At 62.8% G+C, this 24,466-nt stretch carries 26 protein-coding genes and 1 tRNA gene; 17 read left to right on the top strand and 10 right to left on the bottom strand.

Annotation, left to right across the window (positions count from 1 at the left end):
- Nucleotides 1-5 precede the first annotated feature (5 nt).
- A complete protein-coding gene (locus CCOS864_RS02535; RefSeq protein ID WP_115084925.1) occupies nt 6-425 on the top strand; it encodes a DUF3010 family protein in 420 nt (139 codons plus the stop codon).
- Here CCOS864_RS02535 and CCOS864_RS02530 read toward each other — a convergent pair.
- On the bottom strand, nt 412-1,377 hold the full coding sequence (locus tag CCOS864_RS02530) for a GlxA family transcriptional regulator (RefSeq protein ID WP_115084924.1): 966 nt from the start codon (nt 1,375-1,377) through the stop codon (nt 412-414). The two genes, CCOS864_RS02535 and CCOS864_RS02530, sit on opposite strands and share 14 nt — an antisense overlap.
- 169 nt (nt 1,378-1,546) lie before the next feature.
- Here CCOS864_RS02530 and choX point away from each other — a divergent pair, with 169 nt between their 5' ends.
- The 5 genes from choX (at nt 1,547) to CCOS864_RS02505 (ending at nt 5,547) form a co-directional block, all read left to right on the top strand.
- Nucleotides 1,547-2,491 carry a choline ABC transporter substrate-binding protein gene (gene choX / locus CCOS864_RS02525; protein WP_115084923.1) on the top strand — a complete coding sequence of 315 codons (945 nt, stop codon included), beginning with the start codon at nt 1,547-1,549 and terminating at the stop codon, nt 2,489-2,491.
- 102 nt (nt 2,492-2,593) lie between these two features.
- Nucleotides 2,594-3,478 (top strand): 3-dehydrocarnitine:acetyl-CoA trimethylamine transferase CdhC, encoded by an 885-nt coding sequence (gene cdhC, locus CCOS864_RS02520; protein ID WP_115084922.1) that lies wholly within the window; start codon nt 2,594-2,596, stop codon nt 3,476-3,478.
- A 15-nt stretch (nt 3,479-3,493) separates the two neighbouring features.
- On the top strand, nt 3,494-4,459 hold the full coding sequence (locus CCOS864_RS02515) for an L-carnitine dehydrogenase (RefSeq protein WP_115084921.1): 966 nt from the start codon (nt 3,494-3,496) through the stop codon (nt 4,457-4,459).
- Between the two features lie 13 nt (nt 4,460-4,472).
- Nucleotides 4,473-4,943 carry a thioesterase family protein gene (locus CCOS864_RS02510; protein ID WP_115084920.1) on the top strand — a complete coding sequence of 157 codons (471 nt, stop codon included), beginning with the start codon at nt 4,473-4,475 and terminating at the stop codon, nt 4,941-4,943.
- Nucleotides 4,944-5,286: 343 nt separating this feature from the next.
- Nucleotides 5,287-5,547, top strand: coding sequence for a hypothetical protein (locus CCOS864_RS02505; RefSeq protein ID WP_115084919.1), 261 nt, complete (start codon nt 5,287-5,289; stop codon nt 5,545-5,547).
- Between the two features lie 87 nt (nt 5,548-5,634).
- On the opposite strand, the gene gbdR is transcribed toward CCOS864_RS02505, so the two are convergent.
- Nucleotides 5,635-6,738 carry a choline metabolism transcriptional regulator GbdR gene (gene gbdR / locus CCOS864_RS02500; RefSeq protein WP_028942254.1) on the bottom strand — a complete coding sequence of 368 codons (1,104 nt, stop codon included), beginning with the start codon at nt 6,736-6,738 and terminating at the stop codon, nt 5,635-5,637.
- 403 nt (nt 6,739-7,141) lie between these two features.
- Nucleotides 7,142-8,518, bottom strand: coding sequence for an L-serine ammonia-lyase (locus tag CCOS864_RS02495; RefSeq protein WP_115084918.1), 1,377 nt, complete (start codon nt 8,516-8,518; stop codon nt 7,142-7,144).
- Between the two features lie 462 nt (nt 8,519-8,980).
- Here CCOS864_RS02495 and CCOS864_RS02490 point away from each other — a divergent pair, with 462 nt between their 5' ends.
- From CCOS864_RS02490 to choV, 3 genes are all read left to right on the top strand, one after another.
- Entirely contained in the window at nt 8,981-9,928 is a 948-nt protein-coding gene (locus tag CCOS864_RS02490; protein ID WP_115084917.1) for a choline ABC transporter substrate-binding protein, read from the top strand.
- Nucleotides 9,929-9,994: 66 nt separating this feature from the next.
- Nucleotides 9,995-10,843 (top strand): choline ABC transporter permease subunit, encoded by an 849-nt coding sequence (gene choW, locus CCOS864_RS02485; protein ID WP_177414816.1) that lies wholly within the window; start codon nt 9,995-9,997, stop codon nt 10,841-10,843.
- Nucleotides 10,840-12,018, top strand: coding sequence for a choline ABC transporter ATP-binding protein (gene choV, locus CCOS864_RS02480; RefSeq protein WP_115084915.1), 1,179 nt, complete (start codon nt 10,840-10,842; stop codon nt 12,016-12,018). The genes choW and choV overlap by 4 nt, the downstream gene beginning before the upstream one ends.
- A 110-nt stretch (nt 12,019-12,128) precedes the next feature.
- Here the strand turns inward: choV and hisF are convergent, their stop codons facing one another.
- The 6 genes from hisF to CCOS864_RS02450 all read right to left on the bottom strand — a co-directional run bounded on the left by hisF (nt 12,129) and on the right by CCOS864_RS02450 (nt 17,045).
- On the bottom strand, nt 12,129-12,899 hold the full coding sequence (gene hisF / locus CCOS864_RS02475; protein ID WP_115084914.1) for an imidazole glycerol phosphate synthase subunit HisF: 771 nt from the start codon (nt 12,897-12,899) through the stop codon (nt 12,129-12,131).
- Nucleotides 12,900-12,909: 10 nt separating this feature from the next.
- On the bottom strand, nt 12,910-13,647 hold the full coding sequence (gene hisA, locus CCOS864_RS02470) for a 1-(5-phosphoribosyl)-5-[(5-phosphoribosylamino)methylideneamino]imidazole-4-carboxamide isomerase (protein ID WP_115084913.1): 738 nt from the start codon (nt 13,645-13,647) through the stop codon (nt 12,910-12,912).
- 42 nt (nt 13,648-13,689) lie between these two features.
- Nucleotides 13,690-13,950 (bottom strand): DUF2164 domain-containing protein, encoded by a 261-nt coding sequence (locus tag CCOS864_RS02465; RefSeq protein WP_010221322.1) that lies wholly within the window; start codon nt 13,948-13,950, stop codon nt 13,690-13,692.
- A complete protein-coding gene (hisH, locus tag CCOS864_RS02460) occupies nt 13,950-14,588 on the bottom strand; it encodes an imidazole glycerol phosphate synthase subunit HisH (RefSeq protein WP_115084912.1) in 639 nt (212 codons plus the stop codon). Before hisH ends, CCOS864_RS02465 begins: the two co-directional genes overlap by 1 nt.
- Nucleotides 14,588-15,181, bottom strand: a complete 594-nt coding sequence (gene hisB, locus CCOS864_RS02455) for an imidazoleglycerol-phosphate dehydratase HisB (protein ID WP_028942262.1) — start codon at nt 15,179-15,181, stop codon at nt 14,588-14,590. The genes hisH and hisB overlap by 1 nt, the downstream gene beginning before the upstream one ends.
- 202 nt (nt 15,182-15,383) lie before the next feature.
- Nucleotides 15,384-17,045 carry an OFA family MFS transporter gene (locus CCOS864_RS02450; protein ID WP_115084911.1) on the bottom strand — a complete coding sequence of 554 codons (1,662 nt, stop codon included), beginning with the start codon at nt 17,043-17,045 and terminating at the stop codon, nt 15,384-15,386.
- A 338-nt stretch (nt 17,046-17,383) separates the two neighbouring features.
- Between CCOS864_RS02450 and CCOS864_RS02445 the strand changes: the two genes are divergently transcribed.
- From CCOS864_RS02445 to CCOS864_RS02425, 5 genes are all read left to right on the top strand, one after another.
- Nucleotides 17,384-19,630 (top strand): AsmA family protein, encoded by a 2,247-nt coding sequence (locus CCOS864_RS02445; protein ID WP_115084910.1) that lies wholly within the window; start codon nt 17,384-17,386, stop codon nt 19,628-19,630.
- On the top strand, nt 19,627-20,694 hold the full coding sequence (gene mutY / locus CCOS864_RS02440) for an A/G-specific adenine glycosylase (protein ID WP_115084909.1): 1,068 nt from the start codon (nt 19,627-19,629) through the stop codon (nt 20,692-20,694). Before CCOS864_RS02445 ends, mutY begins: the two co-directional genes overlap by 4 nt.
- Entirely contained in the window at nt 20,691-20,963 is a 273-nt protein-coding gene (locus CCOS864_RS02435; protein WP_115084908.1) for an oxidative damage protection protein, read from the top strand. The genes mutY and CCOS864_RS02435 overlap by 4 nt, the downstream gene beginning before the upstream one ends.
- 91 nt (nt 20,964-21,054) lie before the next feature.
- Nucleotides 21,055-21,130, top strand: a tRNA-Phe gene (locus tag CCOS864_RS02430).
- Nucleotides 21,131-21,248: 118 nt separating this feature from the next.
- Entirely contained in the window at nt 21,249-21,653 is a 405-nt protein-coding gene (locus CCOS864_RS02425) for a hypothetical protein (RefSeq protein ID WP_115084907.1), read from the top strand.
- Here the strand turns inward: CCOS864_RS02425 and CCOS864_RS02420 are convergent.
- A complete protein-coding gene (locus tag CCOS864_RS02420; RefSeq protein ID WP_038998288.1) occupies nt 21,650-22,186 on the bottom strand; it encodes a TetR/AcrR family transcriptional regulator in 537 nt (178 codons plus the stop codon). The two genes, CCOS864_RS02425 and CCOS864_RS02420, sit on opposite strands and share 4 nt — an antisense overlap.
- 108 nt (nt 22,187-22,294) lie before the next feature.
- On the opposite strand from CCOS864_RS02420, the gene CCOS864_RS02415 reads away from it, so the two are divergent.
- The 3 genes from CCOS864_RS02415 (at nt 22,295) to CCOS864_RS02405 (ending at nt 24,454) form a co-directional block, all read left to right on the top strand.
- A complete protein-coding gene (locus CCOS864_RS02415; RefSeq protein ID WP_038998287.1) occupies nt 22,295-22,783 on the top strand; it encodes an HPP family protein in 489 nt (162 codons plus the stop codon).
- Nucleotides 22,784-22,881: 98 nt separating this feature from the next.
- The gene (gene ppk2, locus CCOS864_RS02410) at nt 22,882-23,925 is read left to right on the top strand and encodes a polyphosphate kinase 2 (RefSeq protein WP_038998286.1); all 1,044 of its coding nucleotides are present in this window, start codon (nt 22,882-22,884) and stop codon (nt 23,923-23,925) included.
- Between the two features lie 91 nt (nt 23,926-24,016).
- Nucleotides 24,017-24,454, top strand: a complete 438-nt coding sequence (locus CCOS864_RS02405; protein ID WP_038998284.1) for a hypothetical protein — start codon at nt 24,017-24,019, stop codon at nt 24,452-24,454.
- Nucleotides 24,455-24,466 lie beyond the last annotated feature (12 nt).

Below are 24,466 nucleotides of genomic sequence, written 5' to 3'. Positions count from 1 at the left end.
TATGAATGAAAGTCTGCGGAATCGAAATCAAGGGCAGCGAAGCCCTGCTCGCGGTCGCCACCCTCGAAGCTGGCGCCCCGGCGCACCTGGCCCTGGGTACCAAGAAGATCGCCCTGGAAGACGATGACCTGGCGGACAACGTCAAGGCCTTCGCCCGCCAGGCGCGGCAATTCTTCAGTGACAACGCCATTACCCACCTGGCGATCAAGAAGCGCAGCAAGAAAGGCGAATTCGCCGGCGGCCCGACCACCTTCAAGATCGAAGGCATCCTGCAGTTGCTCGACGGCTGCGAAGTACAGCTGCTGTCGCCGCAAACCGTCAGCGCCCAGGCCAAGAAGCACGCCATCGAGCTGCCCGCCGGGCTCAACAAGTACCAGCACGAAGCCTACAAGTGCGCCTGCGCGGTGCTGCTCAAGGCACGCTGAGTGCGGGTTTGGCGGTAACCTGGACGCGATCATCGCGCGGGCAGCTGTTAAAGCGCGCGCGGTAGCAGCGGGTGAAGTAGGACGATGACTCGAACCCGCAGGCGATGCTCACCTCCAGTACGCTGAGGTCGGTCTGGCGCAGCAGTTGCCGGGCCTTGTCCAGGCGCAGGCGCAGGTAGAAACCACTGGGGGTGTCGTGCAGGTACAGGCGAAACAACCGCTCCAGTTGGCGCCGGGTGATCTGCACCGACTCGGCCAGCACCAGGGTATTGAGCGGTTGCTCGGTGTTGCGCTCCATCTCGCCGATCACCTGCACCAGTTTCTTGTTACTGATCCCATAGCGTGAGGCGATCTGCATGCGCTGGTGATCCTGGCGCGGGCGGATACGGCCGAGCACGAACTGCTCCGACACCTGGATCGCCAGCTCCGGGCCGTGGGCCTGGGCGATCAGGTCGAGCATCAGGTCGATCGACGCGGTACCACCCGCCGAAGTGATACGTCGGCGATCTACTTCGAACAGCTCCTGGGTTGCCTGCAACTGCGGGTAACTTTCCTTGAAGGCTTCCAGCGCTTCCCAGTGCAGGGTCACCCGGTGGCCGTCGAGCAGCCCAGCCTCGGCCAGCACCACGGTGCCGGTGTCGATGCCACCCAACACCACGCCCTCGTGATCGAGCTTGCGCAACCAGTGCTGCAGGACCGGGCCGAAGCTGCGCAGTGGCTCGAAACCGGCCACCACCAGCAGGGTCGCGCCTTTGCCCAGCGGCTGCAGCGCGGCGTCGGCATTCACCGACATGCCGTTGCTGGCCGGCACCGCACCGCCATCCATACTCAGCACCTGCCAGCGGTACAACTCGCCGCGAAAGCGGTTGGCCACCCGCAACGGCTCTACCGCGGAAATGAAGCCAATGGCGGAGAAACCGGGCAACAGCAAGAAATAGAAATCCTGGGGCATAGCGACAACTCGACGGCCACGGATGCAGGGTTAATAGCGCGCTGGTCGCCACTGTGCAAGTGCCGGTCGCCACAGTGCGATTTTTGCCCAGGGTACCCGCGTAGTTTGATCACACGGCACGCAGAGGCCGCCCCCTATAACAATTAGAACTGCCGTTGGAGGAGCCACCATGAACAGAATGATCAGCCGTAGCCTGCTGATGCTCGTCGGTACCGCAATCCTCAGCACCAACGTAATCGCCGCAGAACCGGCGGCCTGCAAGAACGTGCGCCTTGGCGTGGTGAACTGGACCGATGTGATGGCCACCAGCGCCATGACCCAGGTCCTGCTCGATGGCCTGGGCTACAAGACCAAGCAGACCAGTGCCTCGCAACAGATCATTTTCGCCGGTATCCGCGACCAGCGCCTGGACATGTTCCTCGGCTACTGGAACCCGATCATGACCCAGACCATCACCCCGTTCATCGACGCCAAACAGGTCAAGGTCCTCGACCAGCCGAGCCTCGACGACGCCCGCGCGACCCTCGCCGTGCCCAAGTACCTGGCCGACAAGGGCCTGAAAACCTTTGCTGACATCGCCAAGTTCGAGAAGGAGCTTGGCGGCAAGATCTACGGCATCGAGCCAGGCTCCGGCGCCAACACCCAGATCAAGGCGATGATCAGCAAGAACCAGTTCGGCCTGGGCAAGTTCCAGTTGGTCGAATCCAGCGAGGCCGGCATGCTCGCTGCCGTCGACCGCGCTGTGCGGCGCAAGGAGGCGGTGGTGTTCTTCGGTTGGGCGCCGCACCCGATGAACGTCAACATCGACATGGCCTACCTCGGCGGCAGCGAGGGCGCCCTGGGCCCGGACGAAGGCCGCGCCTCGGTGTGGACCGTTACCGCCCCGGATTACGCCGAGCGCTGCCCGAACGTCAACCAGCTGCTGAGCAACCTGACCTTCAGCGCCGAAGACGAGAGCCGCATGATGCAACCGCTGCTTGACCACAAGGACGCGCTGGAGTCCGCCCGCCAGTGGCTCAAGGATCATCCACAAGACCAGAAACGCTGGCTTGAAGGGGTGACCACGTTTGACGGCAGGCCGGCCGCCGAAAACCTGCAACTGACCGCTAACTGACAACCCCCATCGCGGGGCATGCCCGCTCCCACAGAGGAAATGGTCATCTGTGGGAGCGGGCTTACCCCGCGACGGCCCCAACTCGCCCGAAGGAAACCGCACATGAACCACGACGTCATCATCACCTGCGCCCTGACCGGCGCCGGCGACACCGCCAGCAAGAGCCACCTGGTCCCGGTGACCCCGAAACAGATCGCCGAAGCCGCGGTAGAGGCCGCCAAAGCCGGCGCAACAGTCGTCCACTGTCACGTCCGTGATCCACAAACCGGCCGCTTCAGCCGCGACGTCGCCTTGTACCGGGAAGTGATGGAGCGCATCCGCGAAGCGGACGTCGACATCATCGTCAACCTCACCGCCGGCATGGGCGGCGACCTGGAGATCGGCCCGGGCGAGACCCCACTGGAATTTGGTACCGGCACCGACCTGATCGGCCCGCTGGAGCGCCTGGCCCACGTCGAGGCGCTGCTGCCGGAAATCTGCACCCTGGACTGCGGCACCCTCAACTTCGGTGACGGCAACAGCATCTACGTCTCGACCCCGGCGCAACTACGCGCTGGCGCCAAGCGCATCACTGAACTCGGGGTCAAAGCCGAGCTGGAAATCTTCGACACCGGTCACCTGTGGTTTGCCAAACAGATGATCAAGGAAGGCCTGCTCGACGACCCATTGTTCCAGCTGTGCCTGGGCATTCCCTGGGGCGCCCCGGCCGATACCACCACCATGAAAGCCATGGTCGACAACCTGCCAGCGGGCGTGACCTGGGCCGGCTTCGGCATCGGCCGCATGCAGATGCCGATGGCCGCACAAGCGGTGCTGCTGGGCGGCAACGTGCGGGTCGGCCTGGAAGACAACCTGTACCTGGACAAGGGCGTGCTGGCCAGCAATGGCCAGTTGGTCGAGCGCGCCAGCGAGATTCTAAGCCGCCTCGGCGCACGGGTACTCACCCCTGCCGAAGGCCGCGCCAAAATGAACCTGACCCGTCGCTGATTGCTGGAGAAACCGATGAGCTTTATCACCGAGATCAAGACCTTTGCAGCCCTGGGCAGCGGCGTAATCGGCAGCGGCTGGGTGGCCCGCGCCCTGGCCCATGGCCTGGACGTGGTAGCCTGGGACCCGGCTCCCGGCGCCGAAGCGGCCTTGCGCAAGCGTATCGCCAACGCCTGGCCAGCCCTGGAGAAACAGGGCCTGGCGCCCGGCGCATCACAGGAGCGCCTGCGCTTTGTGGCAACTATCGAGGAATGCGTGCGCGATGCCGATTTCATCCAGGAAAGCGCACCCGAGCGCCTGGACCTCAAGCTTGACCTGCACAGCAAGATCAGCGCTGCGGCCAAGCCCAACGCGCTGATCGGTTCCAGCACTTCGGGGCTGTTGCCCAGCGAATTCTACGAGTCCTCGACCCATCCCGAGCGCTGCGTGGTCGGCCACCCGTTCAACCCGGTGTACCTGCTGCCGCTGGTGGAAATCGTCGGCAGCAACAAGACCGCGCCCGAGGCAATCGAAGCGGCAAAAACCGTCTACACCAGCCTCGGCATGCGCCCCTTGCACGTGCGCAAGGAAGTGCCCGGCTTTATCGCCGACCGCCTGCTCGAAGCGCTCTGGCGCGAGGCTCTGCACCTGGTCAACGACGGCGTGGCAACCACCGGTGAAATCGACGACGCCATTCGTTTCGGTGCGGGTTTGCGCTGGTCGTTCATGGGCACCTTCCTTACCTATACCCTGGCCGGTGGCGATGCCGGCATGCGCCACTTCATGGCCCAGTTCGGCCCGGCGCTGCAACTGCCCTGGACTTACCTGCCAGCACCGCAACTGACCGACGGGCTGATCGACGCCGTGGTCGAGGGCACCAGCGAACAACTGGGCGAACGCAGCATCAGCTCGCTGGAGCGCTATCGCGATGATTGCCTGCTGGCCGTGCTGGATGCGGTAAAAACCACCAAGGCCAAGCACGGCATGGCCTTCAGCGACTGACCGGAGTACAGCGATGCCCGCATTGATCACCTACCAGACCCCGGTCCAGGCGGACTGGGTCGACTACAACGGGCATCTGCGCGATGCCTTCTACCTGCTGATCTTCAGCTACGCCACCGACGCCTTCATGGATCGCATCGGCCTGGACAGCGACAACCGCAGCGCCAGCGGCAACTCGCTGTTCACCCTGGAGTGCCACCTCAACTACCTGCACGAAGTGAAGCTCGGTACCCAGGTGTGGGTGCAGACCCAGATCATCGGCTTCGACCGCAAGCGCCTGCACCTGTATCACAGCCTGCATCGCGAAGGCTTTGACGAGGCGTTGGCGGCCAGTGAGCAGATGCTGTTGCATGTGGACCTGGCGGGACCAAGGTCGGCGCCGTTTGCGCCCGGGGTGATGGAGCGGTTGCAGGGGATCGTGGATGAGCAGGTTGATCTGCCGGCGGCCGAGTTTGTTGGCCGGGTGATCGGGTTGCCAACGTAATCGCCCTATCGCTGGCAAGCCAGCTCCCACAGAAGCGGCGGTGATCCCTGTGGGAGCTGGCTTGCCAGCGATGAATCCAGCACCGATCCAAAGGCAAAAAATAACCCCGGCAAGCCGTGAAGCAACCGGGGCCAAGAGCGAGCATGAACATGCTTCAAGCGGAGGGTGACCAAACCTTCCTTTTCTGTGCATGGCCCCAGTGTGCAGCCTCCCCTCCCCGTCGATTTGCCCGAAAACGACCTGTGCTTAGGTAAAGCGGCCATTGCGACAATCTGCCCTTGCCGCAGTGCCTCGGCGCCCACAGAATCGAAGAAGATCACACCTGCAAACAAGGACAACAGCCATGATGCATGCGGATTTGATTGATCAGGACGACCTGCTGGGCCAGCTGCGCGCGCTGGGTTTCGAGATGCCGACAGATGCCAGTGCCGAGCAGGCCTGCGACTGTGCAGTGCGCGGTTTGAATGAGCCCCGGGCCAAAGCGTTAAAGGGCATGGTCGAGCAGATGTACAGAGGCAATGCGACCATTCTGCCCGCCGTGCGCCAGGCCATCGAAAAGCAGCTGTTGCCGGCGTTGGCGCAGTTCAACAGCAATCGCGGCTGACCCCATCGCTGGCAAGCCAGCTCCCACAGGATCGGCATGCACCGGACCTGTGGGAGCTGGCTTGCCAGCGATTGATTCAGCTCGGAATCAGAGCCTCACACTGGCAAACGTCGACTCGTTACGCGCCTGGCTCAATGCCGACATCGGACCGGCCAGCGGCGACAGCACCAGCGCCTGCGGGATCGGCATCATCGCCACCTGCTGCGCAGTGTTGGAGCCCACACGCTCGTCACGCGGCGGAATACCGAAGTACTCGCGGTAGCACTTGGAGAAATGCGGCGTAGAGACAAAGCCGCACACCGAAGCCACTTCGATGATCGACATCGGCGTCTGCTTGAGCAATTGCCGGGCGCGAATCAGGCGCAGCTTCAGGTAGTAGCGCGATGGCGAGCAGTGCAGGTACTTCTGGAACAGGCGCTCGAGCTGGCGTCGCGACACCGCCACATAAACCGCAAGTTCGTCCAGATCGATCGGCTCTTCCAGGTTGGCCTCCATCAGCGCGACGATTTCCTGCAGCTTCGGCTGGTTGGTGCCAAGCATGTGCTTGAGCGGCACGCGCTGGTGATCCTGTTCGTTGCGGATGCGCTCGTAGACGAACATCTCGGAGATCGCCGCCGACAGCTCGCGGCCATGATCACGGCTGATCAGGTGCAGCATCATGTCCAGCGGCGCAGTACCGCCAGAGCTGGTGAAGCGGTTACGGTCGAGGGTGAACAAACGGGTACTCATGCTCACCCGCGGGAAGGCTTCCTGCATCGCCGCCAGGCATTCCCAGTGCACGCTGCAATCGAAGCCATCGAGCAGACCGGCACAGGCCAGGGCCCAGCTGCCGGTGCACACCGCACCCAGGCGACGGGACTGACGCGCCTGGCTTTGCAGCCAGGTGACGTGCTCGCGGGTCACGGTGCGCTGGATGCCAATGCCGCCGCAGACAATCACGGTGTCCATGGCCGGTGCCTTGTGCATTGCTGCATCGGGGGTGATCTGCAAGCCGTCGCTGGCCCACACCTGGCCGCCGTCCACGCTCAAGGTGCTCCAGCGGTACAGCTCGCGGCCGGACAGCTGGTTGGCCATGCGCAGCGGCTCAACAGCGGAAGCCAGGGAAATCAGCGTGAAATTGTCCAGCAGCAGAAAGCCGATGGATTGGGGCGTGCGGTTCTGGGTTGGGGTCCCGGAGTTGTACGACGTCATCGCGGTATCTCCTCACACAATGCAGGTTGTGCCTCAGGCAGGCACGGGCTTTTTTGTCACGGCCCCGATTCGGATGCAGGGGCTTTGCCAATCACAACGCAATTGCCATGCCTGAAATTGAATGGCCATTCAATAAAACCCAAAAACGACGTCGCGCAGCGTCTATACAGCCCTTGTTCCCAGGCACGCTTATAAACGCAAACGACCGACCTAGTGCCGGCCTGTAGGACGCGTGAGCAATTCGGTAGCACTTGTGTGAAGGATGCCCAGAAACGACATGGGCAACTGTCACCCAAGGCGTCAGGCGCCGGGGTAACAGCGGGTTACTTGAGGTGAGATGGGCCAGCGCGCCAAAAGGCAGCGCGCAGGCCAAGGGCGAACGAAAACGGCGCAGGCCACCTCATCAACATTCAATGGCGCTGACCGCCAGGCCACCGCGCGAAGTTTCCTTGTACTTGTCGTGCATGTCGGCGCCGGTATCGCGCATGGTGCGGATCACCCGGTCGAGGGAGATGAAATGCTCGCCATCACCGCGCAGGGCCATCTGCGCCGCATTGATCGCCTTGACCGCGGCAATCGCATTGCGCTCGATGCACGGCACCTGCACCAGCCCGCCGACCGGGTCGCAGGTCAGCCCGAGGTTGTGCTCAAGACCAATCTCGGCGGCGTTTTCCAGTTGCCCAGGGGTGGCCCCGAGCACTTCGGCAAGACCGGCCGCAGCCATGGCACAGGCCGAACCGACTTCACCCTGGCAACCGACTTCGGCACCGGAGATCGAAGCGTTCTTCTTGCACAGGATGCCCACCGCTGCAGCACCGAGGAAGAAGTCGACGACATTGGCCTCGCTGACTTCGTCGCTAAAACGCATGTAATAGTGCAGCACCGCCGGAATGATCCCCGCCGCGCCATTGGTCGGCGCGGTGACCATGCGCCCGCCGGCGGCGTTCTCTTCGTTGACCGCCAGGGCATAGAGGTTGACCCACTCCATGGCGCTCAGGGTCGAGCCGATCACGTTGGGCTTGTTCAGCTCCTGCAGGCTGCGGTGCAACTTGGCCGCGCGGCGTTTCACATTGAGCCCGCCAGGCAGGACGCCTTCGTACTTGAGGCCGTTTTCGACACAGGCCTGCATGGCATGCCACAGCTTCAAAAGCCCGGCGCGAATCTCTGCCTCGCTGCGCCAGACCTTTTCGTTTTCCAGCATCAATTGCGACACCCGCAGGTCGTTTTGCTTGCACAACTCAAGCAGTTCCACGGCACTGTTGAAATCGTAGGGCAACACGGTGTTGTCGGCGTCCAGCACGCCGCTGGCAGCCTGGGCTGCATCGACGACAAAGCCGCCGCCCACCGAGTAATAGGTATCGCGGTGCAGCTCGCCAGCGGCGCCTTCGGCGGTCAGGGTCATGGCGTTGGGGTGATACGGCAGGTTCTCGTCGAGCAGCAGCATGTCGCGGGCCCAGACGAAGCCGACCTCGAACCGGCCGTCGAGCAGCAAGGTGTCTGTTTCGCGCAGGGCGCTGATGCGTGGGCCAATCTGCGAGGGGTCGATGGCGTCCGGCCATTCACCCATCAGACCCATGATCACCGCGTTGTCGCTGCCATGGCCAATACCGGTGGCCGACAGCGAGCCGTACAGGCGTACTTCGATGCGCCGCACCTGCGCAAGCTCGCCGCGCTCGCGCAGGCCCTGGACGAACAGTGCTGCGGCGCGCATGGGCCCGACGGTATGGGAACTGGATGGGCCAACGCCGATCTTGAACAGGTCGAACACACTGATGGCCATGCCACCTACCTCCTGAATGTACAGCCTGAATGTGCAGCCCCGCAGCCCAAGCCAAGGGCGCCGCAACTGCTACGCTGATTAGGCGGCAATCCGCCGATTCCGCGCATCATCAGGCTTTTGCCAGGACCTCTGACGTCTGCAACCGACGCGTTCTTGCCCAGCAACGCCGCCAGCTGTCAGCCGCGCTTGTGCGCCGTTTTTTTGCGGTGCAGAGGTGCCGAAACTGCGTTTACAGGGTGGGATAAAGCTGTAAACGACCTCATCGACACTGGATGCGACCCTGTCTGTACTGGATACGACGCACCCTGTAGGCGTTTGATTTTCGCTGTTAGATGATCGGTATCGACTCGATTGCACGGCAGCCGTCCCGCTATCGCCCGATAGTCAGGCCCGACCGAATGCAAACCATAAAGCACGGCGGTCCCGTGGGACATCCGAGAAAAAAACCCAGGAGTCCATCGAATGAAAGGTTCACCCTCGCTATTGCTGGCCGCAGTGCTGAGTCTGCCGGTGCTGGCCCAGGCCGCCGAGCCCGAGCAGTGCCAGACCGTCAACTTCTCCGATGTCGGCTGGACCGACATCACCGTGACCACCGCGGTCACCAGCGTCGTGCTCCAGTCGCTGGGCTACAAGACCAAGACCACGATGATTTCGGTACCGGTGACCTACAAGTCGCTGGCCGATGGCAAGAACATGGACGTGTTCCTCGGCAACTGGATGCCGACCATGGAAAACGACATCAAGCAGTACCGTGATGCCGGCACCGTGGAAACCGTACGGGCCAACCTGGAGAACGCCAAGTACACCCTGGCCGTGCCCCAGGCGCTGTATGACAAGGGCCTGAAGAACTTCGCCGACATTGCCAAGTTCAAGAAGGAACTGGACGGCAAGATCTACGGCATCGAGCCGGGTAACGACGGCAACCGCACCATCCAGAGCATGATCGACAAGAACGCCTTCGGCCTCAAGGACGCCGGCTTCAAGGTGGTCGAGTCCAGCGAGGCCGGCATGCTCTCGCAAGTGGAGCGTGCCCAGCGCCGCGACACCGCCGTGGTATTCCTGGGCTGGGAACCGCACCCGATGAACACCCGCTTCAAGATGAAGTACCTGGACGGCGGCGATGACTTCTTCGGCCCCGAATATGGCAAGGCCACCGTCCTCACCAACACCCGCAAGGGCTATGTGCAGGAATGCAGCAACGTCGGCCAGTTGCTGAAGAACCTGTCCTTTACCCTCGACATGGAAAGCACCCTGATGGGCAACGTCCTGGACGACAAGATGAAACCCGACGCTGCAGCCAAGGCCTGGCTGAAGAAGAACCCGCAGGTGCTCGACACCTGGCTGGCCGGGGTTACCACCGTTGACGGCAAGCCTGGCCTGGAGGCAGCCAAAGCCAAACTCACGCAGTAAGCACTGCCTGCGGCGGGCTGGCCCCGCCGCAGGCTGTCTTCAAACTTTTGCAGGTGGACGCTCGCTATCATGCTGATCGATGAAAAACTCCCTCTGGGCCAGTACATCGCAGGCTTCGTTGAATGGTTGACGCAACACGGCGCCAACTACTTCGATGCCTTCGCGGCAGCACTGGAATATATGATTCATGGCGTGACCGGGGCACTGACCTGGTTCAATCCCTTCGTCCTGATCGGCCTGGTTGCAGTGATCGCGCACCTGATCCAGCGCAAATGGGCGCTGACCGCATTCTGCGTACTGTCATTCCTGCTGATCCTCAACCTCGGCTACTGGCAGGAGACCATGGAGACCCTGGCCCAGGTGCTGTTTGCCACCCTGGTCTGCGTGGCCATCGGCGTGCCGCTGGGCATCCTCGCCGCACACAAACCGATGTTCTACACCGCCATGCGCCCGGTCCTCGACCTGATGCAGACGGTACCTACCTTCGTTTACCTGATCCCGACCCTGACCCTGTTCGGTCTGGGGGTGGTCCCCGGACTGATCTCGACGGTGGTGTTCGCCATCGCCGCGCCAATCCGCCTGACCTACCTGGGTATCTGTGATGTACCCCAGGAACTGCTCGACGCCGGCAAGGCCTTCGGCTGCTCACGCCGCCAGCTGCTGTCGCGCATCGAACTGCCCCACGCCATGCCGAGCATCGCCGCCGGCGTCACCCAATGCATCATGCTGTCGCTGTCGATGGTGGTGATTGCCGCGCTGGTGGGTGCCGATGGCCTGGGCAAACCCGTGGTCAACGCATTGAACACTGCCGATATCGCTCTGGGCTTCGAAGCGGGTCTGGCGATCGTGTTGCTGGCGATCATGCTCGACCGTATCTGCAAACAACCCGACGCGCCGGTAAGGAGTGAAGCATGAGCATTATTCGCTTCGAAGACGTAGACGTTATCTTCTCCAGCCGACCGCGCGAGGCCCTGAGCCTGCTCGATCAGGGCCTTTCACGCGAACAGATCCTGAAGCAGACCGGCCTGGTGGTCGGGGTCGAAAAAGCCAACCTGGACATCAACAAGGGCGAGATCTGCGTATTGATGGGCCTGTCCGGTTCAGGCAAATCCAGCCTGCTGCGTTGCATCAACGGCCTCAACACCGTCAGCCGCGGCAAGCTGTTCGTCGAGCATGAAGGCTCGCATATCGACATCGCCCACTGCACCCCGGTGGAACTGAAGATGATGCGCACCAAGCGCATCGCCATGGTGTTCCAGAAGTTCGCCCTGATGCCCTGGTTGACGGTGCGCGAGAACATCAGCTTCGGCCTGGAAATGCAGGGCCGCCCAGAGAAGGAACGGCGCAAGCTGGTCGACGAGAAACTCGAGCTGGTGGGCCTGACCCAGTGGCGCAACAAGAAGCCTGACGAGTTGTCAGGCGGCATGCAGCAACGGGTCGGCCTGGCCCGGGCGCTGGCCATGGATGCCGACATCCTGCTGATGGACGAACCCTTCTCGGCCCTCGACCCGCTGATCCGGCAAGGCCTGCAGGACGAGCTGCTGGAACTGCAACGCAAGCTGAACAAGACCATCGTCTTCGTCAGCCACGACCTGGACGAGGCACTGAAGCTCGGCAGCCGCATTGCGATCATGAAAGACGGCAAGATCATCCAGTACAGCAAGCCGGAAGAGATCGTCCTCAACCCGGCCGACGATTACGTGCGCACCTTCGTCGCCCACACTAACCCGCTCAACGTGCTGTGCGGCCGCAGCCTGATGCGCACCCTGGACAAGTGCAAGCGCATCAACGGTTCGGTGTGCCTGGACCCGGGCGGTGATTCCTGGCTCGACCTGGCCGAAGGCAACACCATCAAGGGTGCGCGCCAGGGTGCCAACGGCATGGACCTGCAGAACTGGGCACCGGGTCAAGCCGTGGAAGGCCTGGGCCGCAAACCGACCCTGGTCGATGCCAAAATCGGCATGCGCGAAGCCCTGCAGATCCGTTACCAGACCGGCAACAAGCTGGTGCTTCAGGAAGGCAATACCGTGGTGGGGATTCTCGGTGACAGCGAGCTGTACCACGCGCTGCTGGGCAAGAACCTGGGTTGAACGCTATCGCGGGGCACTTGTGGGAGCTGGCGTTGCCAGCGATGCAGACGACGCGGTGCACAGGACACAGCGCTGATAGCATCGCCGGCAACGCCGGCTCCCACAAAGCCTCAGCGAACGACGATACCCTGCCTGGCCATGAACGCCTTGGCCTCAGGCACCGTGTACTCACCGAAGTGGAAGATACTCGCCGCCAGCACTGCGCTGGCATGACCTTCGATAATTCCGTCGGCCAGGTGCTGCAGGTTGCCCACACCTCCGGAAGCAATCACCGGAATACCCAAGGCATCGCTGATGGCCCGGGTTACACCCAGGTCAAAGCCATTCTTCATGCCGTCCTGGTCCATGCTGGTCAGCAGGATCTCGCCGGCCCCCAGGCCTTCCATCTTCTTCGCCCACTCCACTGCGTCCAGGCCGGTAGGCTTGCGTCCGCCGTGGGTGAAGATCTCCCAGCGCGGGGTTTCACCCGGGCCTGAGACCTTCTTGGCATCAATGGCTACCACGATGCACTGCGAACCGAAGTGCGCGGCAGCTTCGCCAACGAACTCCGGGTTGAACACCGCGGCGGTGTTGATCGAGACCTTGTCGGCACCGGCATTGAGCAGGTTGCGGATGTCCTGCACGCTACGCACGCCGCCGCCTACGGTCAGCGGGATAAACACCTGGCTGGCCATGCGCTCGACGGTATGCAGGGTGGTGTCACGGCCATCGACGCTGGCGGTGATGTCGAGGAAAGTAATCTCGTCAGCACCCTGTTCATCGTAGCGCCGGGCGATTTCCACCGGGTCGCCGGCATCGCGGATGTTCTCGAACTTGACGCCCTTGACCACCCGGCCGTTGTCGACGTCCAGGCAAGGGATGATGCGCTTGGCCAGTGCCATGTGGGAATCCTCAGCCTTTGTAGCTGTCGCAGAAGGCTTGCGCCTCGGCGACATCCAGGGTGCCTTCGTAGATGGCGCGGCCGGTGATCGCACCGATAATGCCCGGCGCCTTGGCGTCGAGCAGGGCCTTGATGTCACCGAGGTTGTGGATACCGCCGGAGGCGATTACCGGGATCTTGGTGGCAGCGGCCAGAGCTGCGGTGAACGGCACGTTGCAGCCCTGCATCATGCCGTCTTTGGCGATGTCGGTGTAGACGATGGCCGAGACGCCGTCGGCTTCGAAACGCTTGGCCAGGTCGATGACCTGCACCGAGCTGACTTCAGCCCAGCCGTCGGTGGCGACGAAGCCGTCTTTGGCATCCAGGCCCACGATCACTTTGCCCGGGAAGGCGCGGCAGGCTTCGGCAACGAACTCTGGCTCCTTGACCGCCTTGGTACCGATGATCACGTAGCTGACGCCGGCCTTGACGTAGTGCTCGATGGTTTCCAGCGAACGGATGCCGCCACCGATCTGGATCGGCAGGGTCGGGTAGCGCTGGGCAATCGCGGTGACCACTTCACCGTTGACCGGCTGGCCTTCGAAGGCGCCGTTGAGGTCAACCAGATGCAGCCGGCGGCAGCCCCCTTCAACCCATTTGGCGGCCATGCTGACCGGGTCGTCGGAGAATACCGTGGAGTCTTCCATGCGGCCCTGGCGCAGGCGTACGCAAGCACCGTCCTTGAGATCGATAGCGGGGATAATCAGCATCTGCAAAACCTGTCTATTCGGTAAACAGTGATGCTCGAAAAGTCAGTTCTTCTCGAGCGCCCACAGGTCGCTTTCAATGCTTTCGAACCGTTCCTTGAGGTGGTTCTGCACATCGAAAATCGCCCTGTTGTAGTAGTGCGGGGCAATCTCTTTGGTGAACAGCTCCAGGACCTCGGCCACCTCGAACGACCCCAGTTGCAGCTCGAAACGGTCTTCGAGAAAGCGCTTGAGGGTATCGAGCGCTTCGCGTTCCTGTTCCGGCGCCAGTGTGAGGATCGGCGGCTTGGCCCTGGACTTGCCCATTACCAGCGCCCGTCCCAGGCGGCGAAGTTCTGCAGCAGCTGCAGGCCATGGGTATGGCTCTTCTCCGGGTGGAACTGCACGGCAAAGCGCGAGCCTTCGGCCAGCGCTGCGGCAAAGTCGACGCCGTAGTGACCGCTACCCACCACCTGGCCCGGCTTGCCGGCGGTGATGTAGTAGCTGTGCACGAAGTAGAAGCGCGCACGCTCGGGGATGTTGTGCCACAGCGGGTGGTCGATGCTCTGGACGACTTCGTTCCAGCCCATGTGCGGCACCTTCAGGTGCTCGCCGTCTTCGTGCAGGTCTTTGCCGAAGAAGCGCACATTGCCCGGGAACAGGCCGATGCAGTCGACGCCGTCGTTCTCTTCGCTGTGATCGAGCAAGGCTTGCATGCCAACGCAGATGCCAAGGAACGGACGGTCCTGACTGACTTCACGCACCAGGCTGTCGAAGCCCAGGCGGCGGATTTCAGCCATGCAATCGCGGATCGCGCCGACGCCCGGGAACACCACGCGATCCGCTTCGCGAATCACGTCGGCGTCGCTGGTGATCAGGACCTTGCCGGCGCCTACGTGCTCGAGGGCCTTGGCCACCGAGTGCAGGTTACCCATGCCATAGTCGATAACGGCAACCGTCTGCATTACAGGCAACCCTTGGTCGATGGCATCTGCCCGGCCATGCGCTCATCCAGCTCGATGGCCATGCGCAGCGCGCGGCCGAAGGCCTTGAACACGGTCTCGATCTGGTGGTGGGTGTTGTGCCCACGCAGGTTGTCGATGTGCAGGGTGACGTTGGCGTGGTTGACGAAGCCCTGGAAGAACTCCTGGAACAGGTCGACATCGAAGCCACCGACCGACGCGCGGGTATACGGTACGTGCATCTGCAGGCCCGGGCGGCCGGAGAAGTCGATGACCACCCGCGACAGCGCTTCGTCCAGCGGCACGTAGGCATGGCCGTAGCGGCGGATGCCCTTCTTGTCGCCGATGGCCTGGTTGAAGGCCTGGCCCAGGGTGATACCGACGTCTTCGACGGTATGGTGATCGTCGATATGCAGGTCGCCCTTGCACTCGATATCGAGGTCGATCAGCCCATGTCGGGCGATCTGGTCGAGCATATGTTCAAGGAAAGGCACACCGATATCGAATCGGGCCTTGCCGCTGCCATCCAGGTTGATCGAGGCCTTGATCTGGGTCTCCAGAGTATTGCGCTCGACGGAAGCCTTACGTTCGACCATCACCAGCTCCGCAAAATCATTGGGCGAAAAAGGTGATCATTATAGGCCCAGAAGCGCCCGGCTTGAAACGCAGATGACGCGTGGCAGGGAATTTAGTCGGGCCGCTGTGCGGCCCATCGCTGGCAAAGTCAGCTCCCACAAGGGTCAGTGCATGAAGATCTTGTGGGAGCCGGCCTTGCCGGCGATGGCCTGCGCAGCAGGCCTAATTGAACAACACCGCCGTCTTCTGCAGCGTCACCCAGATCCCCCAGGCCAGCGGCACCACGACCACCAGCCAGGCCGCCAGCACCAGCGGCCTGCTGGCCGGATCAGCCTGCCACTCCAGCGCGCGCTCGCTGGCGCTGCCCTGGTCATGGCTCAGGGCCCGCTCGGCAGCAAGCTCGGCATCGGTCATGAAGTACTTGTCGGCCACCGGCCGTACCAGCGCATTGCAGACAAAGCCCAGCACCAGCAGCCCGGCGAGGATGTACAGGGTGATGTCATAGGCCGCCGCCCGCGGCACGCCCAGTTCCAGCTGGTACTCGCGCAGGTAGGTGATCAGCACCGGCCCCAGCACCCCGGCTGCGGCCCAGGCGGTCAGCAGGCGACCGTGAATGGCGCCGACCATCTGCGTGCCGAACAGGTCGGCCAGGTACGCCGGCACCGTCGCAAAGCCACCGCCATACATCGACAGGATGATGCAGAACGCCGCCACGAACAGGGCGATGTTGCCCAGATGGCCCATGTTCGGCACCAGCGCATACAGGGCCACGCCCAAGGCGAAGAAGGCGAAATAGGTGTTCTTGCGCCCGATATAGTCGGAGAACGACGCCCAGAAGAAGCGCCCGCCAATGTTGAACAGGCTGAGCAAGCCGGTAAAACCTGCTGCAATCGCCGCGATCTGGCCCAGTTGCGCAGTGTTGAGCTGACTGAAGCCCAGGTCATTGCCCAGCAACTTGCCGGCAAAGACTTCCTGCAACAGCGGCGAGGCCATGCCGAGAATGCCGATACCCGCCGACACGTTCAGGCACAAAACCAGCCAGATCAGCACAAACTGCGGAGTTTTCCATGCCACACTGACGTGCACATGACGATGAGTGATCATCGCGTTGTTGGCTTTTTTCAGCGGTGCGGACCAGCCTCCAGGTTTCCAGCCGGTGGGCGGCACGCGATAGGCCAGGGCGCCGCCGAGCATGAACACGAAGTAGATCAGCGCCATCACCACGAAGCTCTGCCAGACGCCGACGTCGCCGGGAGTGGCAAAGTGGTTCATCAAGGCTGCCGCCAGCGGCGCACCGACCATGGCGCCGCCGCCAAAGCCCATGATCGCCATGCCGGTGGCCATGCCGCGTTTGTCCGGGAACCACTTGATCAGGGTCGAGACCGGCGAAATGTAACCAAGCCCCAGGCCGATACCGCCAATCACCCCGGAGCCCAGCCACATCAGCCACAGCTGGTGGGTATAGACGCCGAGAGCGGAAATCAACAGGCCGCCGCACCAGCACAGGGTCGACACCACCCCGGCCTTGCGCGGCCCGGCGTGTTCCAGCCAGCCGCCCCAGATGGCCGCCGAACAGCCGAGGAAGACGAAGAACAACGTGTAGATCCAGCTGAGCATCGAGATCGGCCAGTCACACCCGGTGGTAAACATGCGCATCAGGAAGTTGGTTTCTTCCGAGCAGACAACCGGCGCACTGATACCGATGGCCTGCGACAGCGGCAACCAGAACACCGAAAAACCGTAGGCCATGCCGATGCACAGGTGAATGGCCAGGGCCGCTGGCGGCACCAGCCACCGGTTGAAGCCCGGACGGGCGATGATCCGCTCCTTGGACAGGAAACCGGGCGCGCTCGCTATGGCGCCGGCCGTGATGCTGCTGCTCATTGTTGTGTTCCCCTCGTAGGTATGAAGCGCTCACCGCCCTCGACCTTGGCCCTCTGGCAACTGGTCGTTTTTATTGGCGAACGGCCCTTTTGCGCGACAAATAGCCGCAGCAGGGCCTGAGAGCGGCGAGAGAGTAGCATTTGCCGTGGCCACTGAGCGCAAACTGATACCGTCGTTTGTTCAACAACTGATCTCCCCGGCAAGGAACTGTCAGGCCCTCTGCTGTCGAATCCGACACCTTTGCAGGACTAAACCTTCGCCCCATATCACCCAGCGGTGATAACCGCAGCGCTATACTCTGCGGCTGAATTTAGAAATCGGACTACAAGGACTCGCCCATGAAAGCGTTCGGCAAAATCCTGGGGCTGGTGCTTCTCGGGTTGTTGCTGATCATTGTGGCTCTGGGCTTCGCCCTGACCCACCTCTTCGATCCCAACGACTACAAAGACGAGATTCGCCAGCTGGCACGCGACAAGGCCCACGTCGAGCTGACGCTCAATGGCGACATCGGCTGGAGCCTGTTCCCGTGGCTGGGCCTTGAGCTGCATGAAGCCAGCATCGCCACCCTGAACAACCCGAAAGTGCCGTTTGCCGACCTGCAGATGCTCGGCCTGTCGGTACGCGTGCTGCCCTTGCTGCGCCGTGAAGTGCAGATGAGCGACGTGCGCGTCGAGGGCCTGAACCTGACCCTGAGCCGCGACGAAAAAGGCCACGGCAACTGGGAAGACATCGGCAAGCCCCTGCCTGCCGCTACCCCGGCCCCGGCCGAAGGCGCCGGCACCACGCCTGCCGACGCCGCCGCACAAGCCAGCACCGACAGCGCCAGCGAGCGCCCGATCAAGCTCGACATCGACAGCCTGACCGTCAATAACGCCCGCGTGCAGTACAACGATGCCCGCAGCGGCCAGAGCTTCGGCGCCGAAAGCATCCAGCTGAGCACCGGCGCGGTGCATGAAGGGGTGAACATCCCGCTGAAGATGACCGCCTTCCTCAGCTCCGGCCAGCCGGTGATCAAGGCGCGCACCGAGCTTAACGGCGAACTGCGCTTCGATCGGCGGCTCAAGCGCTACCAGTTCGAAGACATGAAGCTCAGCGGCGAAGCCTCGGGCGAACCGCTGCAAGGCAAGACCATGACCTTCGCCGCCCAGGGCCAGTTGCTGGTTGATCTGGCAGCCAACGTCGCCGAATGGAACGGCCTCAAGCTCTCGGCCAACCAGTTGCGCGCCCTTGGCGAGCTGAACCTGCGCGACCTCGACAAAACGCCACAGCTGAGCGGCGGCCTGTCGATTGCCCAGTTCGACCTGCGCAACTTCCTCGACAGCATCGGCCACCCGCTGCCGGTTTCGGCCGACCCCAGCACCCTGAGCAAAGTCGAGCTGGTCACCCGTTTGCAAGGCACACCGAACAGCCTGGCCCTGGAAGACCTGGCGATTAAACTCGACGACAGCACCTTCAGCGGTCGCCTGGCCGTCGAAGACTTCGCCAAGCAAGCCCTGCGCGTGCAGCTCAAGGCCGACAAGTTCGACGCCGACCGCTACCTGCTGGCCAAGAGCGATGCGGCCAAAGGCGCCAAGGCCGCGCGCCAGGCCGAAGTGCAGAGCAAAGAAGCTGGCGCCCTGGCCGGTGCCGGCACCACGCCGCTGCCCGACGCGCCAACCCAGGTGGCCTGGAGCAACGACAAGCTGCTGCCGGTTGATCGCCTGCGCAAAGTCGACCTGCAAGCCGATCTGACTTTTGCTCAGTTGACCCTGGACAAGCTACCGATCGCAAACGCCCACCTCAAGGCCCAGGGCCAGGGTGGCCTGATCACTCTGGAAACCCTGCGCGGTGGCCTGTACAACGGCGACTTCGAAAGCAAGGGCACCCTCGACGTGCGTCCGGCAGTGCCGCAGATCGGCCTCAACACCCGCATCAACCGGGTACCGGTCGAGCACTTCATTAAGAGCGAAACCAGCACTGCACCGGTCAAGGGCCTGCTGACCCTGAACAGCGACCTGACCGCCACCGGCAACAGCCAGAAGGCCCTGGTCGACACGCTCAACGGCAACGCCAGCTTCGTCATCAACGACGGCATCCTGGTCAACGCCAACCTCGAGCAGCAGCTGTGCCAGGCCATCGCCACCCTCAACCGCAAGACGCTGAGCGGCGAACCACGCGGCAAGGACACCCCGTTCCAGGAGCTCAAGGGCAGCCTGGTAATGCGTAACGGCGTAGCCAGCAACCCTGACCTCAAGGCACGGATTCCCGGCCTGACCGTCAACGGCCAGGGCGACCTCGACCTGCGCGTGCTGGGCATGGACTACCGCATTGGCGTGATCGTCGAAGGCGACAAGCGCGATATGCCCGACCCGGCCTGCCAGGTGGGCGAGCGCTATGTCGGCCTCGAACTGCCGCTGCGCTGCCGTGGCCCGCTGGAGCTGGGTGCCAAGGCCTGCCGCCTGGATAAAGACGGCCTGGGCAAGGTCGCGGCCAAGCTTGCCGGCGACAAGGTCAGCGAAAAACTCAGCGAGAAGATCGACGAGAAGCTCGGTGACAAGGTCAGCCCGGAGCTCAAGGACGCGCTCAAGGGGTTGTTCAAGCGATGAGCCCCGAGCAGTTTTCCAGCGCCGTGCTGGAGTGGTACGACCGTAACGGCCGCCACGACCTGCCCTGGCAACAGGGCATCACCCCGTATCGGGTGTGGGTTTCGGAGATCATGCTGCAGCAGACCCAGGTGAGCACCGTGCTCAACTACTTCGACCGTTTCATGCAGGCGCTGCCGACGGTCCAGGCCCTGGCCGAAGCCCCCGAGGACGAAGTGCTGCACCTGTGGACGGGCCTGGGTTACTACACCCGGGCGCGCAACCTGCAAAAGACCGCGAAGATCGTCGTCGAGCAATACGGTGGCGAGTTCCCCCGCGATGTCGAGAAGCTCACCGACCTGCCGGGCATTGGCCTGTCCACCGCCGGCGCCATTGCCAGCATCAGCATGGGCCTGCGTGCGCCGATCCTCGACGGCAACGTCAAGCGCGTGCTGGCCCGCTATACCGCGCAAGAGGGTTACCCCGGCGAGCCGAAAGTGGCCAAGATGCTATGGGCCAACGCCGAGCGCTATACCCCGCACAGCCGGGTAAATCACTACACCCAGGCGATGATGGACCTGGGCGCCACCCTGTGCACCCGCAGCAAGCCCAGTTGCCTGCTGTGCCCGCTCAAGGTCGGTTGCGAGGCGCACCTGCTCGGCCAGGAGATCCGCTACCCGGTGCCCAAGCCGCGCAAGGAGCTGCCACAAAAGCGCACGCTGATGCCGCTGCTGGCCAACCACGAAGGCGCCATCCTGCTTTACCGGCGGCCTTCCAGCGGCCTCTGGGGCGGGCTGTGGAGCCTGCCGGAGCTGGACAACCTCGAACAGATCGACGACCTGGCCGACCAGCACGGCCTGAGCCTGGCCGGCAGCCAGGCGCTGGACGGCCTGACCCACACCTTCAGCCATTTCCAGCTGACCATCGAACCCTGGCTGGTGCGCGTCGATACCGCCACCGACCACGTGGCCGAGGCCGACTGGCTCTGGTATAACCTCGCCACCCCGCCGCGCCTGGGCCTTGCCGCCCCGGTGAAAAAACTGCTTAAACGCGCGGCCGACGTATTGCTTACAGGAGAGTCGCGATGACCCGCACCGTAATGTGCCGCAAGTACCATAAAGAAATGCCAGGCCTGGATCGTGCCCCCTACCCGGGCGCCAAGGGCCAGGACATCTTCGAGAACATCTCGCAGCAAGCCTGGGCCGACTGGCAGAAAGAGCAGACCATGCTGATCAACGAGAAGCGCCTGAACATGATGAACGCCGAGGACCGCAAATTCCTCCAGGGCGAGATGGACAAGTTCTTCTCCGGTCAGGATTACGAGAAGGCCGAAGGCTACGTTCCACCTAGCGAATAACCCCGGAAAATCGTAAGCGACGGAATTAATTTAAAAAATTTTCAAAAAGTCGTTGACGTAAATCCGAAAAACCCTTTTAATGCGCCCCGTTGCCCAGATAGCTCAGTCGGTAGAGCAGGGGATTGAAAATCCCCGTGTCGGCGGTTCGATTCCGTCTCTGGGCACCACTAATACCGAAAAGCCCCAAGCGAAGTGATTCCTTGGGGCTTTTTTCATGCCTGCGATTTATCAGCGAACGCAGGCTTTCTCGCGCACGGAAATGCCGCGAGCACATCGGAGCCAGGGATGAAATCGATTGCCGTTATCGTCGCCATACTTCTGAGCCTGACCGGCTGTGTCGGCGCCACCGTCGTGCTGCCGGAAAAACAGACCTATCCCACCTCGGCCCATCGCATCCTGCGCCTGAAGAACATCACCCCCAAGGTCAGCAAATCGGAGAAATCCGACGTCACCCGCGAATGGTGCGGCGTCACCCTCTGGGCAGTGGTCGTGCCGGTGCCTTTGCTACTGCCGGTGTGCAGGACCTACAGCGAAGTGGCCTACGGCCCGGACATCGATGGCGACCAGGTCGTGCTGTTCAACGCCAGGCAGACCATCAGCTCGCCCATGTACGCCTGCGGCCCGATGATGATCCTCGCGCCGATCATCCATGGTTACGAAGGCAATCAGATCTGCGGGATGCTGCGCTAGGCCAGCGCAGCCACCATCGACCGCGCCGCCTCGAACAGCGGCACCTGCACCCCGCCGACCTGCGACGCCACGATCAACCCCTCGCCGATCAGAAACAGCTGCCCCGCCGCAGCCGGCTGCTTGCACCCAGCCTCCCGGCAGGCCTGTTCAAGTGCGGCCATGACCTTGTGCTTGTGCAACCTGGCCAGCACATGGGGCGGTTCGGCCGACCCGGCGTATTCGGCTGACGCGTTGATGAAGGCACAACCGTGGAAGTCTTCAGAGCGCGCCCAGGCCTCAATAAAGTCGATATAGGCCAACGGCCGCGCTTTTGCCTCAACGGCCGCCAGAGCGCTTTCCAGGCGCGCCATGAAATCGTGATCGCGCCGCTCCAGTGCTGCCTCGATCAACAGCTCCTTGCTGGGGAAATGCCGGTACAGGGTCTTCTTGGTTACCCCGGCCTCCTGGCTCAACTGCTCGACCCCGGTGCCGTGGTAACCCTGGCGGTAGAACAGTTGCAGCGCCGACTCGGCGATTTTCTCGGACGTACTCATGCCACACCTTCGATCAGGACAATTACGAGCAGTGTATACCGATCGGTTGACTTGCAGGTAAACCGATCGGTATCCTCGGCGCAAATTGCCCACCTGGAGACTGTGCCCATGCCGTTCAAATCCAAGGCGCCCGCCGCCCCCTCCCTGCACTTCAGCCTGTTGTCACTGATTGGCGCGGCCCTGGCGATCGGCGCCACCGGCTGGCTCAGCCAGGTGTCCGGTGCCTTGTGGTTGATGGCGCCGTTTGGCGCCAGCTGCGTGCTGGCCTTCGGCATGCCCGACTCGCCGCTGGCGCAGCCGCGCAACATCATCGGCGGGCACGTGATTGCCACCCTGGTGGGCCTGGCAGTGCTGCATACCCTCGGCGACAGCTGGTGGAGCGCAGCCCTGGCCGTCGGCCTGGCGCTGGCCGCCATGCAGCAGACCCGCACCCTGCACGCGCCAGCCGGGGCCAACCCGCTGGTAGTGATCGCCAGCCATGCACCACTGAGCTTCGTGGTGACCCCGGTGCTTGCAGGCTCGCTGGTGATCGTCGCCGTGGCCTGGTGCCTGAACAATGCGCGCCAGGCCAACAGCTACCCGAAATACTGGTACTGATGGCGCTATGCCAAGGGCTGTTGACCACCGTCAATATGCCCCTGGCCTGCCCCGATAAAATGCTCTGAGGATATTAGAAGGAACCAACAGGCCTCCCCATGAGCGAAGAATCCACTGCCCTGCCCCTGCCCTCACCTACCGCTGAAACATCTGCGAGCACCAGCCCAAGCCCGGCACGCAAAGTTGCCAGCACCCGCCCACGCCGTCCACGTACCCCACGCAAGCCTGCAGCAAGCGCCGCTGCCGAAGCCGAAATCAGCGCCATCAGCCAACAACCAGCCGCTTTGAAAGTCGCCTCGGCGCCACGTGGCTCCAACGAAGACAGCGCCTCGGCCAAGCTGCCGGCCAGCTATCCGTACCGCAACCGCATGCGCCGCGCCGAGTACGAAAAGGCCAAGCATGAACTGCAGATCGAGTTGCTCAAGGTGCAAAGCTGGGTCAAGGAAACCGGCCAGCGCATCGTCGTGCTGTTCGAGGGCCGTGACGCCGCCGGCAAGGGCGGCACCATCAAGCGCTTCATGGAGCACCTGAACCCGCGCGGCGCGCGAATCGTCGCCCTGGAGAAGCCTTCCGAGCAGGAGAAAGGCCAGTGGTACTTCCAGCGCTATGTCCAGCACCTGCCCACGGCCGGTGAAATGGTCTTCTTCGACCGCTCCTGGTACAACCGCGCCGGGGTCGAGCGGGTCATGGACTTCTGCTCGCCGCTGCAATACCTGGAGTTCATGCGCCAGGCGCCGGAGCTCGAGCGCATGTTGTGCAACAGCGGCATCCTGCTGTTCAAGTACTGGTTCTCGGTGAACCGCGAAGAGCAGTTGCGCCGTTTCATCTCCCGTCGCGACGACCCGCTCAAGCACTGGAAGCTGTCGCCGATCGACATCAAGTCGCTGGACAAGTGGGACGAATATACCGCCGCCAAGGAGGCGATGTTCTTCCACACCGACACCGCCGATGCCCCGTGGACGGTAATCAAGTCCGACGACAAGAAGCGCGCGCGGATCAACTGCATCCGCCACTTCCTGCACTCGCTGGACTACCCCGGCAAGGACCTGAGCGTCGCCCACCAGCCTGACCCGCTGCTGGTAGACCGCGCCGCGCGCGTGCTGGAAGAGGAAGACCGCGGCGAGCTGGCCCAACCGGCCTGAGCGTGCTCCAGGCCGTCGGCGGCACTTGGGTTTCCCGGCCAACTGCGATTCAATACGCAGAATTTATCCGGCTCAGCACAAGGGTTCACCGATGGCCTCCAGCAGCAAACAACAGAAACGCGCCAAGCGCGCCGCCAGCAAGGCTCGCGAGAACCGCATGGTGCGTAGCGGCCAGGCGGTCAAGAGCTCGGGCGAAAGCTCCAGCGCCAGCGTCGAGCAGGTATTCAACAAGGCGATGGAATCGGGCAGCTATACCGCCTTGTTCGAAAAAATGAAGCAAGCCCAGGACACCGGCCTGGTCGCGCTGATCTCGGTGTTCCTGGTCGACCCGCTGCTGACCCTGGTGCTCAAGGGCCACAAGGAAGAACACGCCACCGACTACATCGTCATGGTCTTCAGTGCCTACCGCAAATGGCTGGACGGCGCCGACGAGGCCACTTCCATGGCCTGGCTCGAGAGCGACGAGTTCCAGGAAGCCTACATTGCAGCTTCCGAAGCGGTGTCCAAACAGCAGAAGAAGTTCGGCTGACAGCTTGCCTGG

Origin of the sequence: Pseudomonas wadenswilerensis (assembly GCF_900497695.1) — a bacterium.
GTDB lineage: Bacteria > Pseudomonadota > Gammaproteobacteria > Pseudomonadales > Pseudomonadaceae > Aquipseudomonas > Aquipseudomonas wadenswilerensis.
Note: the sequence above shows the minus strand (reverse complement) of the source record. Positions and strands in the feature narration are given on the sequence as shown.

What these genes read in the sequence shown, in the direction of transcription:
- CCOS864_RS02535 (WP_115084925.1), top strand. Translation starts at nt 6, where the DNA reads ATGAAAGTCTGCGGAATCGAAATCAAGGGCAGCGAAGCCCTGCTCGCG.
- CCOS864_RS02530 (WP_115084924.1), bottom strand. Translation starts at nt 1,377, where the DNA reads ATGCCCCAGGATTTCTATTTCTTGCTGTTGCCCGGTTTCTCCGCCATT.
- choX (WP_115084923.1), top strand. Translation starts at nt 1,547, where the DNA reads ATGAACAGAATGATCAGCCGTAGCCTGCTGATGCTCGTCGGTACCGCA.
- cdhC (WP_115084922.1), top strand. Translation starts at nt 2,594, where the DNA reads ATGAACCACGACGTCATCATCACCTGCGCCCTGACCGGCGCCGGCGAC.
- CCOS864_RS02515 (WP_115084921.1), top strand. Translation starts at nt 3,494, where the DNA reads ATGAGCTTTATCACCGAGATCAAGACCTTTGCAGCCCTGGGCAGCGGC.
- CCOS864_RS02510 (WP_115084920.1), top strand. Translation starts at nt 4,473, where the DNA reads ATGCCCGCATTGATCACCTACCAGACCCCGGTCCAGGCGGACTGGGTC.
- CCOS864_RS02505 (WP_115084919.1), top strand. Translation starts at nt 5,287, where the DNA reads ATGATGCATGCGGATTTGATTGATCAGGACGACCTGCTGGGCCAGCTG.
- gbdR (WP_028942254.1), bottom strand. Translation starts at nt 6,738, where the DNA reads ATGACGTCGTACAACTCCGGGACCCCAACCCAGAACCGCACGCCCCAA.
- CCOS864_RS02495 (WP_115084918.1), bottom strand. Translation starts at nt 8,518, where the DNA reads ATGGCCATCAGTGTGTTCGACCTGTTCAAGATCGGCGTTGGCCCATCC.
- CCOS864_RS02490 (WP_115084917.1), top strand. Translation starts at nt 8,981, where the DNA reads ATGAAAGGTTCACCCTCGCTATTGCTGGCCGCAGTGCTGAGTCTGCCG.
- choV (WP_115084915.1), top strand. Translation starts at nt 10,840, where the DNA reads ATGAGCATTATTCGCTTCGAAGACGTAGACGTTATCTTCTCCAGCCGA.
- hisF (WP_115084914.1), bottom strand. Translation starts at nt 12,899, where the DNA reads ATGGCACTGGCCAAGCGCATCATCCCTTGCCTGGACGTCGACAACGGC.
- hisA (WP_115084913.1), bottom strand. Translation starts at nt 13,647, where the DNA reads ATGCTGATTATCCCCGCTATCGATCTCAAGGACGGTGCTTGCGTACGC.
- CCOS864_RS02465 (WP_010221322.1), bottom strand. Translation starts at nt 13,950, where the DNA reads ATGGGCAAGTCCAGGGCCAAGCCGCCGATCCTCACACTGGCGCCGGAA.
- hisH (WP_115084912.1), bottom strand. Translation starts at nt 14,588, where the DNA reads ATGCAGACGGTTGCCGTTATCGACTATGGCATGGGTAACCTGCACTCG.
- hisB (WP_028942262.1), bottom strand. Translation starts at nt 15,181, where the DNA reads ATGGTCGAACGTAAGGCTTCCGTCGAGCGCAATACTCTGGAGACCCAG.
- CCOS864_RS02450 (WP_115084911.1), bottom strand. Translation starts at nt 17,045, where the DNA reads ATGAGCAGCAGCATCACGGCCGGCGCCATAGCGAGCGCGCCCGGTTTC.
- CCOS864_RS02445 (WP_115084910.1), top strand. Translation starts at nt 17,384, where the DNA reads ATGAAAGCGTTCGGCAAAATCCTGGGGCTGGTGCTTCTCGGGTTGTTG.
- mutY (WP_115084909.1), top strand. Translation starts at nt 19,627, where the DNA reads ATGAGCCCCGAGCAGTTTTCCAGCGCCGTGCTGGAGTGGTACGACCGT.
- CCOS864_RS02435 (WP_115084908.1), top strand. Translation starts at nt 20,691, where the DNA reads ATGACCCGCACCGTAATGTGCCGCAAGTACCATAAAGAAATGCCAGGC.
- CCOS864_RS02425 (WP_115084907.1), top strand. Translation starts at nt 21,249, where the DNA reads ATGAAATCGATTGCCGTTATCGTCGCCATACTTCTGAGCCTGACCGGC.
- CCOS864_RS02420 (WP_038998288.1), bottom strand. Translation starts at nt 22,186, where the DNA reads ATGAGTACGTCCGAGAAAATCGCCGAGTCGGCGCTGCAACTGTTCTAC.
- CCOS864_RS02415 (WP_038998287.1), top strand. Translation starts at nt 22,295, where the DNA reads ATGCCGTTCAAATCCAAGGCGCCCGCCGCCCCCTCCCTGCACTTCAGC.
- ppk2 (WP_038998286.1), top strand. Translation starts at nt 22,882, where the DNA reads ATGAGCGAAGAATCCACTGCCCTGCCCCTGCCCTCACCTACCGCTGAA.
- CCOS864_RS02405 (WP_038998284.1), top strand. Translation starts at nt 24,017, where the DNA reads ATGGCCTCCAGCAGCAAACAACAGAAACGCGCCAAGCGCGCCGCCAGC.